The following is a 16,521-nucleotide window of genomic DNA, read 5'->3' on the forward strand; positions in this document are numbered from 1 at the left end:
CAAATGAAGCAATTATTTAATTTTGTAACATCTAATGATGTCTAACTACTAAAACAATATAAAATTGTACAGCATATATAAAAAAGAGATTTCTGGTTATTTCAATTCGTTTATAGGATATTTAGCTATAGGGCTGTTTTTGCTTATCAACGGATTGCTCATCTGGGTATTCCCTGACTCCTCAATTTTGGACAGCGGCTATGCCATGCTGGACTCTTTTTTCTCCCTAACCCCTTACCTGCTGTTGATGCTTATACCGGCAATCACCATGCAGAGCATAGCCGGAGAGAAGGCAAATGGCACCTTCGACCTTCTCCTAAGCAAACCTATCCGTTTTAGCGACATCGTGCTAGGTAAATTCTTAGGCAGCTATACTATTGCTCTCCTAGCCTTACTACCAACACTCATCTATCCGGTATGCCTATATTTTATTGCCTCTCCGACAGGAAATATAGATATAGGAGGAACGATAGGTTCTTTTTTTGGGTTGTTTTTGCTGGCGGCTTCTTTTGTAGCTATATCCATCTTTAGTTCCACTCTGACCCACACCCCTATTATTGCCTTCTTGGTGGCCGTAGTATTATGTTTTTTTGCTTATTATGGGTTTGACGCACTGAGCCAGTTTCCTATATTCTACGGTTTTGACGATTTTGTTTCCTCCTTTGGGATACAGTCACATTATGAGTCGTTGAGTCGTGGAGTGTTAAGCGGCAAAGATTTCATCTATTTTGTCAGCATCATCCTTCTGTTTCTTGTTTTCTCCATAGGACACCTTGGTCGTAAGTTCCGCCAACGGAAAACCACTTTTTCCACCTATACCATAACTTTAATAGCGCTTTTTCTGGTAAATCAACCGGTGGTAACACAAGCTTTAGGACGTATTGATTTTACGGAAGACAAACGTTATACGTTAAGTCAGACAACCAAAGACATTCTAAAACAGGTTGACGACAACATCCATATCACCATCTTCTTGGACGGAGAACTTCCTAGTGGCTTCAAACGTCTTAAGACGGCAGCATTGGATATGGCCAATGACATTAAACATTATTCGCAAGGAAAAATTAAAGTACATCTCATGAATCCGCAACAGGGGTCTGATGAGGAGCAGCGTCAGCTGATTGAAGCATTGCTGGACCGCGGCTTGCAGCCTACGAACCTAAGTATAAGAACCAACAGCGGATTCTCCCAGAAGCTTATCTTCCCATACGCTATTGTAAACAAAGGTGAAAAAGAAATAAACATAAACCTCCTTCAGCAGCGCATGGGAATAAGCCCGGAAGAGGTACTAAACAACTCCATACAGAATATTGAATATGCATATATCTCGGCTATTCGTAAAATCATGAAGGAAGCCCAATCCTATATAGGATTCACAGAAGGACATGGTGAACCTTCAGACTTGGAACTTTACGATGCCATGCAAACCTTCGCCACTACCCATCAGGTTGGAAGGATAAATCTGGATTCCTTAGAATTAAAAGATATACTCAAATTTTCACTTATCGTCATCGCAAAACCGCAGACCAGATTTTCTGAGAGCGATAAATACAAGCTGGATTATTATGTACGCCACGGCGGCTCCATCATTTGGGCTATAGATCAAGTAAATGCCGATATGAAGCAAATGAGCCAATCTGGAGGACAAGTGATCATCGGTAAAGAGCTTAACTTGGATGATATGCTGTTCCTATACGGGGCACGCCTTAATTACGATTTGGTGGCAGACCTCAACTGTGCGCAAATTCCGCTGACTGTAGGACAGGTAAATAACCAACCTCAAATTGAACTGACGCCTTGGCTGTTTTATCCTATCCTAATGCCGGTAAGAAATCATCCTATTATAAAAAATCTGGATGGCATCAAAACAGAATTCATAGGCTCTATAGACACCATTGCCAGTCCTTCCATCCAGAAAGAAATTATATTGGAGTCTTCTCCTTTCAATAAGTCGTTCAAAACAGGTGGCAATATCTCTCTGCAGATGGTAGAAGAACTGCCCGACCCTAACCTTTTCAAGAACAAGGAAAAGCCCGTTGCTGTCCTTCTTTCCGGACACTTTCCTTATATTTTCGATAATAGACCGGCACCAAAAGAAATTAAAGACGCTGTAGATTTAAAATCCATATCCAAACCGGCAAAAATGTTTGTCATTGCCGACGGAGATTGGCTGCTTAACCAAATCAACCCAAAGGATGAGTCGCCTTACCCATTAGGCTGGGACAGATACATGGAAAAACAATTTGCCAACAAATCTCTGTTGGAGAATATCGCTGATTACCTTACCAATGACGAAGATATCATCACTTTGCGCAACCGCGAAGTGAAATTACGGTTGTTGGATCAGGCTATCGTAAAGCGCGATAGGCTGAAATGGCAAATTGTCAATGTAGTGTCGCCCCTCCTTATCTTATTATTATTAGGCTGCATGCAGCAGCTTGTCCGCAGAAGAAAATACACCAAAAAAGCCGCTTGACAGCGGCTTTTTTGGTAACATGGAATAATATAAAGACATAGTATAATTTTATTTTTTCATGCTTCCTGTTTCAGCAAGACGAATATGCCAGCTGAAAGCCTCTTCCAAGAGGTGTGGTGTATGTCCTCCACGTTTGCACGCTCTATCGAAATACGACTGTAACTCTTCCTTATAATCCGGATGGACACAGTTATCAATAATTTTCTGTGCTCTTTCACGTGGAGCCAAGCCTCTAAGATCCGCCAGCCCGATATCTGTGACCAAAATATCTACATCATGTTCGGTGTGATCTACGTGCGACACCATTGGCAGCACATGCGATATAGTATTGCCCTTTGAAGCGGCCTGCGTCACGAAGATACTTAGATATGCATTTCGAGCGAAATCTCCCGACCCACCGATACCGTTCATGATTTTCGTCCCCGAAATATGTGTGGAGTTCACATTACCATAAATATCAAACTCTATAGCCGTATTGATAGCAATGACACCCAAACGACGAATCAACCCCGGGGTATTGGAAATATTTTGTGGTCGTAAGACAAATTTGTCTCTGTATTTGGACAGGTTGTTGAAAACTCTATCGTAACATTCCTCCGAAACAGTGACAGAGGAGGCCGAAGCAAAGCTCAACTTCCCGGCATCAATAAGATCGAAAGTACTGTCTTGCAATACCTCCGAAAACATAGTAAGATCATAAAAATTACTATTCTTGAAACCGGTAAGCACAGCATTAGCTACCTTACCTATACCGGCCTGCAAAGGCAACAGGCGTTCCGTCAAATGTCCTAGTCGCACCTCATTTTCGAAAAATTCCAGAATATGCCCTGCAATTTTAGTCGTTTTCTCGTCCGGAGCCGCAATATCTGCAGGACTATCTCTCTTGTTCGTAAACACTATAGCTACTACCTTTTCGGGGTTCAGAGGGATGGTTTTCCTCCCTATCTTATTCCAAGGTGCTACAATAGGTATGACATTACGGTGCGGATAATCTTCTGCCTGATAAATATCATGAAGTCCGTAAAATTCCTCTGGAATAGAAGTATTGACCTCCAATATCACCTGCTTAGCCAGATTGGCAAAAGTCAACGAATTACCTACGGACGTGGTAGGAACAATGCTACCGTCCCTATCTATATAGGTGACCTCTAGCACGGCTATATCTACAGGAGGAAGGTTTTTGTTGTGCAACAATTCAGCAGCTTCACTTAGGTGTTGGTCAATAAACAACACCTCTCCTTCGTTTATCTTATTTCTCAAAGTTCGGTCTACCTGAAAAGGCATACGCTTCCTCAACGCTCCTGCTTCAGCCAACTTTCCATCCGTACCGTGACCCAAAGAGGCGCCGGTCATCAACGTGATTTTTATATTTTCTTTTTTAGCCCGTTCGGCCAATGCAGGAAGAACCTCTTTACTGTCTCCCGCCTTTGTAAATCCACTAGATCCCACTACCATTCCGTCTTTAATCAGGGAAGCGGCTTCCTCAGCACTCATCACCTTATCACGGAGAGATTCTAGTCGTATTCTACTATAACTCATCTTAATTGATTATATTTAAGATTTCTATCCTTCTTATTTCCAATTGACCTTACAATATTAAACATTAAAAATATGCGATTTTTATCTTTTATTGCCACTTACTTATCATTCATTTCTCATTTTTTCACAATACACTAACAATCAAAAACTTATAAAAACATCATGATTAAAAATTATTTTCCTTAGAAGCTTAACACTCTGTAATACATATATTTACGAAATAAGACTAAAAATAATTTAGTCCTTTCTTATCGAATTTTAGTCACAACAAAGTGATTAAACACTTACTTTTTGGTATTTAATACGAAAAACTTGAACTTTGGTATAAATTTATAAATATGGAAAAGGAATACGTTAATAAATATTACATGACCGAAGTTGACGCTTTTGAGGACAGCATCTATTGTCATCACGCTATGATGGGAGATAGCTATATCGGCGAGCATGTTCATAAGAAGGGTCAGTTTCTATATACTGAAGGTGGTGTAGTATTCTTAAAGACTGAAGACAAGTCTTACTTTCTGCCAGCAAGACATTATATTTGGATTCCTGCCGGCGTGAAACATAGTATCCACCCAAGTTCTTCTCATGTAATAATGCGTAATCTCTATTTTCCTAAATATGAAACGGATACAGAGTTTTTCGATAAAATCAATATTTATCCGGTAAATGATTTATTGATCGAGCTTATCATGTTTACCAATCGTTGGAATGGTAACATATTTCCGGTGGAAGAACCTAAATATTCCATTGCGAAAGCTTTCAAACTCATACTTCCGGAGCTGTCACAGACCGAGCTTCCCTTGGCTCTACCTTATCCGCAGCATCCAAAGCTGAAGGAAATTGTAAAATTTCTCGAAGAGAATATCTCTGAAAATATAAGTTTCAAAACCTTGGCCAGCCGTTTTGACGTAAGTGAGCGCACACTAGCAAGGTTATTCCAAAAGGAATTAAACATGTCATTCATCCAATACTATACTATCTTACGTATGCTTACGGCACTAAAGCTGCTGTTGGATGAGAAGCTAAGTGTGAATGAGGTGGCCTTGAAAGTGGGATACAGCAGCCTGCCTACCTTTAGCAATACTTTCAACAAAGTTATAGGTGTAAGGCCTAGCGACTATGTAAAACATCAACATACCTTATTATAAACCGTATTATGAATTTCAAACCTCTATTTCTTTATTGCTCTTTGGCAGTAGCTTCATTACTGTTTTCTTCTACAGCAATGCGCTCCCCTAAGGAGGAAAATATCAAGCCCATCCAGCTGTTCAACGGTAAGGATTTGAAAAATTGGATTCCTAAGATAAGACACTATGAAGCGGGGGACAATTTCGGCAACACATTCCGTGTGGAAGACGGATTGTTGAAAGTACGCTACGACCAGTATGACCAGTTTAATTATAGGTATGGTCATCTAGCATATAAAACTCCCTATTCCTATTACATTTTACGGATAGAATATCGCTTTGTGGGAGAACAAGCACCCGGAGGAGAAGGATGGGCATGGCGCAATAGCGGTGTTATGCTACACGGTCAAGATCCACACACTATGGGTAAAAACCAAGATTTCCCTATATCTATCGAAAGCCAGTTTTTAGGAGGGGACACCAATCCAAACTCGGTACGTACCACTTCCAACCTATGCACGCCGGGCACACATGTAGTCATCAACAACGAGCTGTTTACCCCACACTGTAAAAACTCTACTTCCAAAACTTATCACGGCGATCAATGGGTGACAGCAGACTTTGTCGTATTAGGAGACTCGCTGATTCAACATATCCTCGAAGGAGAAGTCGTCATGGAATACACCAAACCTCAGATCGGAGGCGAAATGGTGGACGGATTTCTTGCCAATAGCAAAAAAGATGGACAGCCACTCACTTCCGGTTTTATTTACCTGCAAAGTGAAAGTCATCCCATAGACTTCCGAAAAGTAGAACTATATAACTTGGAGAAGTATAAGAAAAATCCTGCCAGACTCCAGCAGACCATAGCAAAGCTATTACATAAAAAAGCATCGAAATAATCCGATGCTTTTTTATGTCTTACTGAAGAAACAAGCTTTATAACAAAAGAAAGAGGACACACCGAGTGTATCCTCTCATATATCTTCCAGTCTTAAAATTAACCTAATTTATTAACTAATTTAGCCAATTTAGATTTGTTATTATTCGCTTTTTTCTTGTGAATGATGTTTTTCTTAGCCAAACGATCAAGCATAGAAACAACACGCGGGAACAATGCTTTAGCTTCAGCAGCATCTGTCGTGTTACGTAATTTTTTGATTGCGTTACGAGTTGTTTTCGCTTGGTAACGGTTTCTTAAACGCTTCGCAGCGTTAGCTCTAATTCTTTTAATCGCTGATTTATGATTTGCCATTTCTATTAGCTATATAATATATTTTATAATACTTTTTATACTAAATTCGGATTGCAAAAATAACGAGTATTATTCAATAATCAAAATCTATTTTCAAGTTTCTCGACGAATATCCCCTAACCTTTAAAAATACGTATAAATCCTTTGTCCATAACATTATATTAAAATAATGTACTTTTGCACTATGCAAAAATTATCGATGGATCAGCTCAACAGAGTTGATATTGAAACCTTCAAAAAACAGGAAAAAACTCCGATAGCCATTGTATTGGATAATGTGCGCAGTATGCATAATGTAGGATCAGCCTTCCGTACTGCCGACGGCTTTGCGGTAGAGCGAGTTATCCTCTGTGGTATCACCGCTACTCCCCCACACCGTGAAATCGAAAAAACAGCCCTTGGAGCTACTCAGTCCGTAGAATGGAATCATTATGTGGAAACCACCCAAGCCGTACAGGACCTTAAAGCACAAGGCTATAATGTTATCGCTATAGAACAGGCCGAAGGTTCGGTGTCTCTGGAAAATTTTGCCATAGAGCCGAATTCTAAATATGCTTTTGTTTTTGGAAACGAAGTTCACGGTGTCGACGATGAAGTGATGGAAATGGTAGATACCTGTATAGAAATCCCTCAGTTTGGCACCAAACATTCCCTCAACGTATCGGTAACCGTAGGTATAGTCGTATGGGATATCCTTAAGAAAATTAAGTTTTGATAAAAAAAAGTCTGAATAGAGTAAGCAATATTTTTAGAAGTCAATACAAAATGGTAGATTTGCTCTGCTAAAAATAAGAACAATGAGTGTATTAGTAAATAAAGATTCAAAAGTTATCGTTCAAGGTTTTACTGGAACAGAAGGTACTTATCATGCATCTCAAATGATTGAGTACGGAACACAAGTTGTGGGTGGTGTTACACCGGGAAAAGGTGGACAAACACACTTGGATCGTCCTGTATTCAACACTGTTCAGGATGCAGTAGATGCTACAGGTGCTAATGTTTCCATTATTTTCGTACCACCGGCATTCGCTGCGGATGCTATTATGGAAGCTGCAGCTGCAGGCATCGAATTGATCGTGTGTATAACTGAGGGTATCCCTACCAAAGATATGATTCAAGTAAAATCTTACTTGAGTGACAAAAAATCTCGCTTGATCGGTCCTAACTGTCCTGGTATCATCACAGCTGAAGAAGCTAAAATCGGTATCATGCCGGGCTTTATCTTCAAAAAAGGTAAAGTAGGCGTTGTATCTAAATCCGGAACATTGACTTACGAAGCAGTAGATCAAACAGTAAAAGCCGGCCTAGGTATCACAACAGCTATCGGTATCGGTGGTGACCCTATCATCGGTACTACCACTAAAGAAGCGGTAGAACTGTTGATGAACGATCCGGAAACTGAAGGTATCATCATGATCGGTGAGATTGGTGGAGGCATGGAAGCTGAAGCAGCACGCTGGATCAAAGAACACGGCACAAAACCTGTCGTAGGTTTCATCGCCGGCCAGACAGCGCCTCCAGGACGCCGTATGGGACACGCCGGAGCTATCGTAGGTGGTGCTGACGATACCGCTGCCGCTAAAATGAAAATCATGCGTGAATGTGGTATCCGTGTCGTAGAATCTCCTGCTGAAATCGGTAAAGCTATCGCCGAAGAATTGGCAAAGAAAAACTAGAACAGTAATTCTATATAAGGAAAAAGGAGGCCTCTTGAGCCTCCTTTTTTTATTTTTTCTCTATCAAAAAATAATTTTAAACCAAAATATTCTATATTTAATCTCCATAAACCTCAATCAATTTATAACCCATGAAAAAAATCATATTAGTCTTTATTGTATTTTTCATTGTTCCTTTTGTTTATGCGCAAGAAGTAAATGAAGAATACATCAAAGCTCATTACGACAAGATCGAGCAGTATATCCCTATGCGCGATGGGGTAAAGCTTTTTACGTCTATCTACATTCCTAAAGACAAGTCACAGAAATACCCTATCCTGCTCAACCGTACCCCCTACACAGTAGCGCCATACGGCCCGGATAAGTACAAGAACACCTTAGGAAATTTTCCTCAGATGGCCAAAGAAAAATACATCTTCGTCTATCAGGATGTTCGCGGTAAATGGATGAGTGAAGGAGTTTATGAAAATATTAGACCCACAAGGAGCAAAGAAAATAAAGCTCTCATCGATGAAAGTACAGACACCTATGACACTATAGACTGGTTGGTGAAAAATGTAAGCAACAACAACGGTAAAGTGGGTATGTATGGCATCTCTTATCCCGGATTTTACTCTACGGCAGGCCTGATCAACTCTCATCCTGCTTTGAAAGCGGTGTCTCCACAAGCTCCCGTAACAGACTGGTTTATCGGTGATGACTTCCGTCATGGAGGTGCTTTGTTCTTATTTGACGCTTTCCGCTTTATGTATACCTTCGATGCTCCTCGTCCTAAACCTACTACCAATGCCAATGCTCCCAAAGGTTTTACCCTACAATCCGAAGATTACTACAAGTTCTTCCTTCAGTACCCTACCCTTTCCGAGCTAAAAAACAAATATCTCAGCCATACGGTCAAATTCTGGGATGATCTTGCCAAACATCAAACCTTAGACACCTTCTGGAGCAGCAGAACCATTACCAATTATTTGAACGATGTGAAGCCTGCAGTCATGGTTGTGGGAGGAACCTTCGACGCGGAAGATACATACGGTGCCTTCGAAACTTACAAGCAGATTGAAAAACGCAACAAAAAGAACAACAACATTCTGGTTATAGGACCGTGGTTTCACGGAGGTTGGGTACGCTCTCAAGGAGATTATTTTGGAGACATCCGCTTCGGTGAAAAGACAAGCCTTTACTACCAACAAAATCTTGAACTCGCCTTCTTTGATTACTACCTCAAAGGAAAAGGCAACTTCAATCCGGCAGAGGCTACCATCTATTTTTCTGGAATGAATCAATGGAAAACTTTTGATCAATGGCCTCCAAAAGAAGCTACCCCTCAGACTTATTTCTTGCATCAGGATTATTCACTACGTAAGGACAAACCTTCTCAAGAAAGTGCTTTTACAGAATATATCTCCGACCCGAACAAGCCTGTTCCATTCCAAGAAGGTATTATCACCAACCGCACACGCGAATATATGATTGCAGATCAGCGCTTCGTAGCTAACCGCCCCGATGTTCTTGTTTTCGAAACAGAGGAGCTTCAGGAAGATCTGACTCTCGCAGGCCCTATTACCGCAGACCTTAAAGTATCCATGACTGGAACAGATGCAGACTTTATCGTTAAAGTCATCGATGTATATCCGGACACTTCTTCAGTGACATCTCCCGTGTCAGATAAGATAGTGATGAAAGGATACCAGATGCTCATCCGCGGAGAAGTACTCAGAGGCAGATTCAGAGAAGGCTTTGACAAAGAAAAACCTTTCGTGCCTAACGAGATAACTACCGTAAAACTTACCCTTCCCGATGTGGCTCATACCATCAAGAAAGGACATAAACTGATGATCCAAATTCAGCACACATGGTTCCCATTGGTGGACCGAAACCCTAATCAAATGATAGATATCTTTAAAGCCAAAAAAGAAGATTATATCAAAAATACACACCGCCTGTATTTCGATCGCAACAACCCAAGTAGCATAACCTTTTCCGTATTATAAAACCAAAAAGGCAAGATTGAATCTTGCCTTTTGACTTTTCTAGCCATTTAGGGATAGCCTTTACTTCCTTTCTCTCGATCTATTTATCCATAGATGTCTCTAAAGGTGCATGCACATCCCTTGGCGTTAAGTAATCTCTCACTTATGGTAAAAGTAAGAGTAATGATGAAACTATTTATTATTTACGTTCCCTTTCCTCTTAGAGTATTATTCTCGTAAGAAGTGTAATCATAAGTAGAACCAGATTTTGTGAAATGATATTCTCTATTGATGGTGTTCGCACTGTTACGCTTAAGTTCTTTGAAACTATCTCCTGAATATATAAATACTACTATCTATCGGAAGAAAATCATAAGGGGACTGCATAGCAATGTATTTCAGACGGTACGGTGATTTGTCCGTTACTTGGTCCACAACCTTGCTATCTTTCTTACAGGATAAGATTAAAAGCACCCTATAAAACCCAGCATAATGTAAATACATTTCATAGCGTTAAATATTTATTATAGGCTAAAATTAATCACAACCTATTTATCCTGAAATGGTGATTTATCACTATAAGACGTAAACATTATCTCCCAAAATACATAAAAAAGATGGGAATCTTTAAAACAATCCCATCTTCTTATCTCTCATCAGCCGATGGACCGTAAATTCCAGGGAGAGGAAGATTCAACATTCGCATATACACCGTCAATTGCCCTCGATGATGAATAAGATGATTTTGAATAATAAAACGGAATCCACCGATCTTTGGTAGCTGCACGATAATATGCTCTCCAGACTTAAGGGTCCATATCTTTTGCCAATCCTCATCCGTCATTTTTTCTATAGCCGACACATTACCCGCATAACTGTCATTCAACATAGCCTTTAAGTCCTGAACAGTCTTTGCTATCTGTGGCTTATACATAGTCTTAAAGTCAAAAACTTCCTCAGTCAAAGCATTTTTCACCCAATTGTGTAAATCCACAATATGTGTCGCCAACTCGCCCAACGTCATCGATTTCTCGTGTGGTTTAAAGGATAAATGCTCATCCTGAAGTACACTCAAGAGACGTCTTGTATTTTCAGTTTCTCTTTCTATTTCAATTAATATTCCCTTATTAATACTCATAGTGCTTAGAATTTTTATTATCAAAAATAAGGAAATAAACACCTTGAAATACTGAAAAAATTCATAAAAAAGTCAGCAATTAAGTTAAACATTTGTTTAAATTAAACATTTGTTTAACTTTGTCGTCCATGAAACTCAGTGAAAAGCAATTGGAGATTATCCGCATAGCCCAAACCATGTTTGCAAAAAACGGATTTGAAGGCACTTGCGTACGCGACATTGCACAGGCGACCGACATCAACGTGGCTATGATCAACTATTATTTCGGTTCGAAAGAAAATCTTCTTGAAACCATCATCAAGTGGGGCATAGAGACATATAAGCTCAACCCTTCTCAGTACGAGTCGGAGGAAGATCCCATTTATCGCTTGGAAAAAATGGTAGAACATTATGTTTCTTCCAAAATCAACAATCCCTCTGTTTACCAGATTTTAATCTCGGAAGCCTCCATAAGAAAGAGAAAGATAAACGAAGAGCTTTTTACAGAACTACGTAAGCATAATATTGAATGTATTCGTCGTGTGATTGAATATGGCGTACAAAAAGGAACCTTTAGCACATACGACCCGATTCTGATTCATACCACCATGATCGGAACCTTCATGCACTTCAACTATAACAGGGCATTTTACGAACAAACCCTACCTAAAAGTCACTACGATAACTTCGATGATTACCTTGCCGAAATCATTATCAAACATTTAAAATTTACTATCAAAGCTATATTAACCCATGAGAATCAATAATTGGAGTACAGCAGCACTTCTTCTTTTCCTTTCAATGAGCGGGCACGCTCAGGAAAGAAAAAATCTTAGCCTTGACGAAGTGATGCAGCTGGCTTTTTCCAATTCCAACGAAGCCAAACTGTTGGAAGCAAAAGTGAAAGCCAAAGAGTTGGACTATCAAGTCACCAAAGACATCGCTCTTCCCGAATCTAAAATCTCGGGCACCTATATGACCATGAACAAGCCCGATGTAAACCTCAAAATCAACAGCGGCGGAGACGCTTCATCCCAAATCAGCACCAACCAGCTTATCCTCGGTCAGCTATCCGTCAACATGCCTATCTATACCGGCGGAAAAATTAAACACAGCATTCATGCTGCTGAACATGCCTGGAAAGCTACTGAATTACAATCTTTAGCAGCAAAACAAAATCTAGCGGTACAAGCCTTGCACCTTTACATTGCGCTGTATAAAGCACAAAAAACCAAAAGCTTAATCGCTGAAAATATCAAAAAAGCAGAACAGCAGGTCGTAGACTTCAAAGCTATGGAAGAAAACGGTCTTATAGCACGCAACGACCTGTTGAAAGCCGAATTACAGCTCTCCAACTATAAAGTAGCCTATCAGGAAGCAGCAAAAAACGTACGCATTCTCAACTATCAGCTGAATACGCTAATAAGTATAGACGAAAACACTACCTTGGATGAAATACAACTAACAGAAGTTTCGTCACAACCACATCTTGGACAAGTGGAAGATCGCTTGGAAATACAAGCTTTGCAAGCTCAAAAAGAAATTGCAGAAGATCAACTTAAAATTGCTCACTCAGCCTATTATCCCACCATCGCAGCTACAGGAGGCTATGCGGCCATTCATCTTCAAAATATCATGACCGTAACCAACGCAGCGAATATAGGTATAGGCTTGTCATACGACTTGGGAGCTTTATACAAAAACAAGAAAAAAATCAATTCAGCTAAACACCAAATCGAGGAAACACAACTCAATATCATCCAAACACAGGACAAAATCAAAAATCAGATTCAGGAAGCTTATCAGGAAGTGATTTTAGCACAGCAGCAGCTCAAACTTTATGAAGAAGCTCTCCATCAAGCCCAAGAAAACTATCGCATCGTCAAAGACAAATACGACAATGGCGTTGCCGACACGGATGATCTGCTAGAAGCCGATGTGCAGCTCTTACAAAGTGAGATTAATCTAGCCATCGGTAAAGCCAATACAGTAGAGAAACATTACGATTTATTATTAGCTAACGGACAACTAAACCTTAAATAATCTATCACAGCATGGAAAACAATACAGAAAACAAAAGTTCAAATAAAAAATTCATCATCATATTTGCCGCCATCATTCTACTTGGCGGGAGCTTTGGAACATATAAATATCTGCATGGCCAAGCACACGAGACTACCGACGATGCACAGGTAGAACGTCTTTTGAATCCCATTATTCCACGCGTCAGTGGATACATCGATAAAATTTATGTTAAAGACAACCAATATGTAAAAAAAGGAGATACTCTTTTTACCATTCAGCCTACGGATTATGAAGTAAAAGTGGAAGAAGCTAAAGCAGCCCTTTTGGCTGCCGAAAGTGCTTACGAAGTGGCTAAAGCCGATGTTAATGCTACCAGCGCAAACGTAGCCATTTCAGAAGCTACTATCCTATCCAATACCGAAACCATTGAAGCGGCAGAGATTAAAGCCCGTCAGGCTGCAAATGACTTTATCCGATATGAAAACCTATATAAAAACCGTTCCATCACCAAACAGCAATATGAACAGGCTTTAACAGCCAAGTTGGAAGCAGAAAAACATGTAGAAGCTTTAAAACAACAACGTAATGCTAGCAACTCTCAAAAGCAGGCCGTCATCAGTAAGACCAATGTGGTAAGCAAACAAACACAAGTAGCATTAGCCAATATCGAAAAAGCCAAGGCTGCATTGAAAGCTGCCGAACTGAATCTTTCTTATACAGTAGTGACAGCGGCTATCGACGGCCAGATATCCAACATCAAATTGCAAGAAGGTCAGTTGGTCAACCAAGGCCAATCTTTATTTTATATCATCAATAATAACGATACCTGGGTAGTAGCCAACTTCAAAGAAACACAACTAAACAAAATCCGTCCAGGACAAAAAGTAGAAATTAAAGTTGACGCCTTCCCAGACAACATTCTGGAAGGTGAGGTAGAATCTTTTTCTCCTGCCACGGGCGCAAAATTTTCCCTGCTTCCTCCCGACAATGCTACCGGTAACTTCGTTAAAACCGTTCAGCGCTTGCCTGTGAAAATCACATTCAATGCGAATAACAATAAAGAAATCATCCAATTACTACGTCCTGGGATGAATGTAGAGGTTGATGTGCATGTAAAATAATATGGAACAATTAACAGAAAAAGATAGTCTGGTCGAATACGGTTTCAAAAGAGCTCTAATTACGGTCTCCTGTATCCTTTGTGCTCTTCTGGAAATCGTAGATACTACCATAGTCAATGTAGCCCTCAACGACATGCGTGGCTCGTTAGGTGCTACGCTGACCGACGTGGCCTGGGTCATCACTGCTTATGCCATTGCCAACGTTATTGTCATTCCTATGACAAGCTGGCTTTCACAGCAATTTGGACGACGTAACTATTTTGCTGCTTCTATCATCATCTTCACCGTTTCCTCTTTCTTATGTGGTAATGCTACCAACATCTGGGAATTGGTAGTCTTCCGCTTTATTCAAGGAATGGGAGGAGGCGCACTCCTAGTTACGGCACAAACTATCCTTACCGAATCTTACCCTCCCGAAAAAAGAAGTATGGCACAAGCGATATACGGAATGGGGGTTATTGTAGGGCCTACCCTTGGCCCTCCACTAGGAGGATGGATTGTAGACAATTACTCTTGGCCCTACATATTTTATATCAATGTACCATTGGGGATCATAGCTACCGTATTGACTTTGTCTCTTGTAAAAAGCCCTAAATACGGAAGCAAACAATCTCCAAAGGAAGTGGACTGGTGGGGAATGGTGTTCTTAATACTGTTTATAGGCTCCTTACAATATGTACTAGAGCACGGACAGCAGGACGACTGGTTTGAAAACAAAGTCATCCTCACACTTTCTATCGTCTCATTCCTAGGACTTTTTTTCTTCATATGGAGGGAATTGACCTACGATAAGCCTATCGTTAACCTTCGTGTCCTGCAAGACAAAAATCTACAGGTGGGAACCATTATGAGTTTCATATTAGGATTCGGCTTATTCGGTTCTACATTTATCATTCCTATATATACCCAATCCATTTTGGGATGGTCGGCTACAGATGCCGGTATGCTTCTCATCCCTAGTTCCGTCATGACAGGAATAATGATGCCATTTATCGGTAAAATGATCCAAGCCGGTATTCCTCAAAAATATATGGTAGCAACAGGTCTAACCATATTCTTTGGCTACTCGTTATTTATGTATAGCATCATCACCAATGATACAGGAACAGAACACATGTTCTGGCCTCTGATTATTCGAGGAGTGGGATTGGGATTACTTTTCGTGCCCGTAATGACTCTATCCTTATCCACCTTGAAAGGAAAAGCCATAGGAGAAGGTGCCGCATTTACCGGTATGAGTAGGCAGCTGGGAGGGTCATTTGGTATTGCTCTCATAACCACTTTCATATCCCGCTATACACAACACCATAGAGTAGACCTTATCTCCCACCTAGATCCTTCCCGTACGGAAGTGCAGACCCGTATTACTGCTATGCAAGCCAATTTTATCAGCAAAGGTTTTACACCGAACGAAGCCTTAGCTAAAGCACACCAGATTTTAGAAGGTACTGTCACTAAACAAGCCACTATACTTTCTTACATGGATGTATTCTTATATCTAGGAATTTTATTTTTAATATGCGTACCCTTTGTGCTCCTTATAAAACAAGGCAAGGGAAAAGTAGATGTTTCTAATATGCATTAAACCTTACTTTCTTTTCAGAATTTTTCTATTTAACACAAGCCTTCATCTATTGGTGAAGGCTTTTTCGTTACACTTCCTGAAAGATTCGTAACGGTAGAACACGTAAAGTGATTTTAGAGACTAGGAACTCGTGACAACAAGGATAGCCCATTGCCATTCTTACTTGATACAAGTATACAATGACATAAAAGCTAAATCGAGAACCTATTATTGAGGATAGAAATGCGATCTAATTCATGGCTATAAAAGATTTGTATACATCATAAAGCTTTAAGAGATCTCAGTCCTAGGCTCAGTTAACAGATTGAAAAAATTATAAAATTGAATCTATCCAACATTCAATAGTCCCATCAACGCTACATCAGAATGTAGAACAAAAAAATATTCCTTTCACGATCTCAAATAGAGATAAATTCAAGATCATATGTTTAGTAAGATAAATAAAGGAGGTTTAAATTCTTAGGTTAGAAAAGCACAATCCCAATATGTTAAGCAGGGAAATAATGGGATATATCTAGGAAGTGTTGTAAAACAAAAAAGCCTTATCGATATGGATAAGGCTTTTCTTTGTTTAATAAGGGTAGGCACCGACCTACTCTCCCACCTGTTACGGCAGTACCATCGGCT

The 16,521-nt window shown here is 40.1% G+C and carries 13 protein-coding genes; 10 read left to right on the top strand and 3 right to left on the bottom strand.

Features of this window, described 5'->3' with window-relative positions:
- Positions 1 to 64 precede the first annotated feature (64 nt).
- The gene (gene gldG, locus ABD873_RS09670; protein ID WP_345067830.1) at positions 65 to 2,476 is read left to right on the top strand and encodes a gliding motility-associated ABC transporter substrate-binding protein GldG; all 2,412 of its coding nucleotides are present in this window, start codon (positions 65 to 67) and stop codon (positions 2,474 to 2,476) included.
- Between the two features lie 48 nt (positions 2,477 to 2,524).
- Here gldG and scpC read toward each other — a convergent pair whose 3' ends face one another.
- On the bottom strand, positions 2,525 to 4,015 hold the full coding sequence (gene scpC, locus ABD873_RS09675) for a succinyl-CoA:acetate CoA-transferase ScpC (protein WP_345067833.1): 1,491 nt from the start codon (positions 4,013 to 4,015) through the stop codon (positions 2,525 to 2,527).
- 338 nt (positions 4,016 to 4,353) lie between these two features.
- Between scpC and ABD873_RS09680 the strand changes: the two genes are divergently transcribed.
- Positions 4,354 to 5,166, top strand: coding sequence for an AraC family transcriptional regulator (locus ABD873_RS09680; RefSeq protein WP_345067835.1), 813 nt, complete (start codon positions 4,354 to 4,356; stop codon positions 5,164 to 5,166).
- 8 nt (positions 5,167 to 5,174) lie between these two features.
- The gene (locus ABD873_RS09685) at positions 5,175 to 6,047 is read left to right on the top strand and encodes a 3-keto-disaccharide hydrolase (protein WP_345067837.1); all 873 of its coding nucleotides are present in this window, start codon (positions 5,175 to 5,177) and stop codon (positions 6,045 to 6,047) included.
- A gap of 98 nt (positions 6,048 to 6,145) precedes the next feature.
- On the opposite strand, the gene rpsT is transcribed toward ABD873_RS09685, so the two are convergent.
- On the bottom strand, positions 6,146 to 6,400 hold the full coding sequence (rpsT, locus tag ABD873_RS09690; protein ID WP_345067839.1) for a 30S ribosomal protein S20: 255 nt from the start codon (positions 6,398 to 6,400) through the stop codon (positions 6,146 to 6,148).
- 184 nt (positions 6,401 to 6,584) lie between these two features.
- On the opposite strand from rpsT, the gene ABD873_RS09695 reads away from it, so the two are divergent.
- From ABD873_RS09695 to ABD873_RS09705, 3 genes are all read left to right on the top strand, one after another.
- On the top strand, positions 6,585 to 7,115 hold the full coding sequence (locus tag ABD873_RS09695) for an RNA methyltransferase (RefSeq protein WP_039054387.1): 531 nt from the start codon (positions 6,585 to 6,587) through the stop codon (positions 7,113 to 7,115).
- An 82-nt stretch (positions 7,116 to 7,197) separates the two neighbouring features.
- Positions 7,198 to 8,076 (top strand): succinate--CoA ligase subunit alpha, encoded by an 879-nt coding sequence (gene sucD / locus ABD873_RS09700; RefSeq protein WP_345067842.1) that lies wholly within the window; start codon positions 7,198 to 7,200, stop codon positions 8,074 to 8,076.
- 131 nt (positions 8,077 to 8,207) lie between these two features.
- On the top strand, positions 8,208 to 10,067 hold the full coding sequence (locus ABD873_RS09705) for a CocE/NonD family hydrolase (protein ID WP_345067844.1): 1,860 nt from the start codon (positions 8,208 to 8,210) through the stop codon (positions 10,065 to 10,067).
- Between the two features lie 625 nt (positions 10,068 to 10,692).
- Here the strand turns inward: ABD873_RS09705 and ABD873_RS09710 are convergent.
- Positions 10,693 to 11,184 (bottom strand): DinB family protein, encoded by a 492-nt coding sequence (locus tag ABD873_RS09710; protein WP_039054547.1) that lies wholly within the window; start codon positions 11,182 to 11,184, stop codon positions 10,693 to 10,695.
- A 128-nt stretch (positions 11,185 to 11,312) separates the two neighbouring features.
- On the opposite strand from ABD873_RS09710, the gene ABD873_RS09715 reads away from it, so the two are divergent.
- From ABD873_RS09715 to ABD873_RS09730, 4 genes are read left to right on the top strand one after another with little or no spacing between them, the layout of a single operon-like run.
- Positions 11,313 to 11,930 (top strand): TetR/AcrR family transcriptional regulator, encoded by a 618-nt coding sequence (locus ABD873_RS09715; protein WP_345067847.1) that lies wholly within the window; start codon positions 11,313 to 11,315, stop codon positions 11,928 to 11,930.
- The gene (locus tag ABD873_RS09720) at positions 11,917 to 13,206 is read left to right on the top strand and encodes a TolC family protein (protein ID WP_345067849.1); all 1,290 of its coding nucleotides are present in this window, start codon (positions 11,917 to 11,919) and stop codon (positions 13,204 to 13,206) included. The genes ABD873_RS09715 and ABD873_RS09720 overlap by 14 nt, the downstream gene beginning before the upstream one ends.
- 11 nt (positions 13,207 to 13,217) lie before the next feature.
- Positions 13,218 to 14,309, top strand: a complete 1,092-nt coding sequence (locus ABD873_RS09725) for an HlyD family secretion protein (RefSeq protein ID WP_345067851.1) — start codon at positions 13,218 to 13,220, stop codon at positions 14,307 to 14,309.
- A 1-nt stretch (position 14,310) separates the two neighbouring features.
- A complete protein-coding gene (locus tag ABD873_RS09730; protein WP_345067853.1) occupies positions 14,311 to 15,894 on the top strand; it encodes an MDR family MFS transporter in 1,584 nt (527 codons plus the stop codon).
- Positions 15,895 to 16,521: the final 627 nt, after the last annotated feature.

The organism is Sphingobacterium thermophilum, assembly GCF_039541675.1.
In the GTDB taxonomy this organism is placed as follows: domain Bacteria; phylum Bacteroidota; class Bacteroidia; order Sphingobacteriales; family Sphingobacteriaceae; genus Sphingobacterium; species Sphingobacterium thermophilum.

Bases quoted from the DNA above. Each gene is read 5' to 3' on its own strand.
- scpC (WP_345067833.1), bottom strand. From the start codon at position 4,015: ATGAGTTATAGTAGAATACGACTAGAATCTCTCCGTGATAAGGTGATG.
- ABD873_RS09680 (WP_345067835.1), top strand. From the start codon at position 4,354: ATGGAAAAGGAATACGTTAATAAATATTACATGACCGAAGTTGACGCT.
- ABD873_RS09685 (WP_345067837.1), top strand. From the start codon at position 5,175: ATGAATTTCAAACCTCTATTTCTTTATTGCTCTTTGGCAGTAGCTTCA.
- rpsT (WP_345067839.1), bottom strand. From the start codon at position 6,400: ATGGCAAATCATAAATCAGCGATTAAAAGAATTAGAGCTAACGCTGCG.
- ABD873_RS09695 (WP_039054387.1), top strand. From the start codon at position 6,585: ATGCAAAAATTATCGATGGATCAGCTCAACAGAGTTGATATTGAAACC.
- sucD (WP_345067842.1), top strand. From the start codon at position 7,198: ATGAGTGTATTAGTAAATAAAGATTCAAAAGTTATCGTTCAAGGTTTT.
- ABD873_RS09705 (WP_345067844.1), top strand. From the start codon at position 8,208: ATGAAAAAAATCATATTAGTCTTTATTGTATTTTTCATTGTTCCTTTT.
- ABD873_RS09710 (WP_039054547.1), bottom strand. From the start codon at position 11,184: ATGAGTATTAATAAGGGAATATTAATTGAAATAGAAAGAGAAACTGAA.
- ABD873_RS09715 (WP_345067847.1), top strand. From the start codon at position 11,313: ATGAAACTCAGTGAAAAGCAATTGGAGATTATCCGCATAGCCCAAACC.
- ABD873_RS09720 (WP_345067849.1), top strand. From the start codon at position 11,917: ATGAGAATCAATAATTGGAGTACAGCAGCACTTCTTCTTTTCCTTTCA.
- ABD873_RS09725 (WP_345067851.1), top strand. From the start codon at position 13,218: ATGGAAAACAATACAGAAAACAAAAGTTCAAATAAAAAATTCATCATC.
- ABD873_RS09730 (WP_345067853.1), top strand. From the start codon at position 14,311: ATGGAACAATTAACAGAAAAAGATAGTCTGGTCGAATACGGTTTCAAA.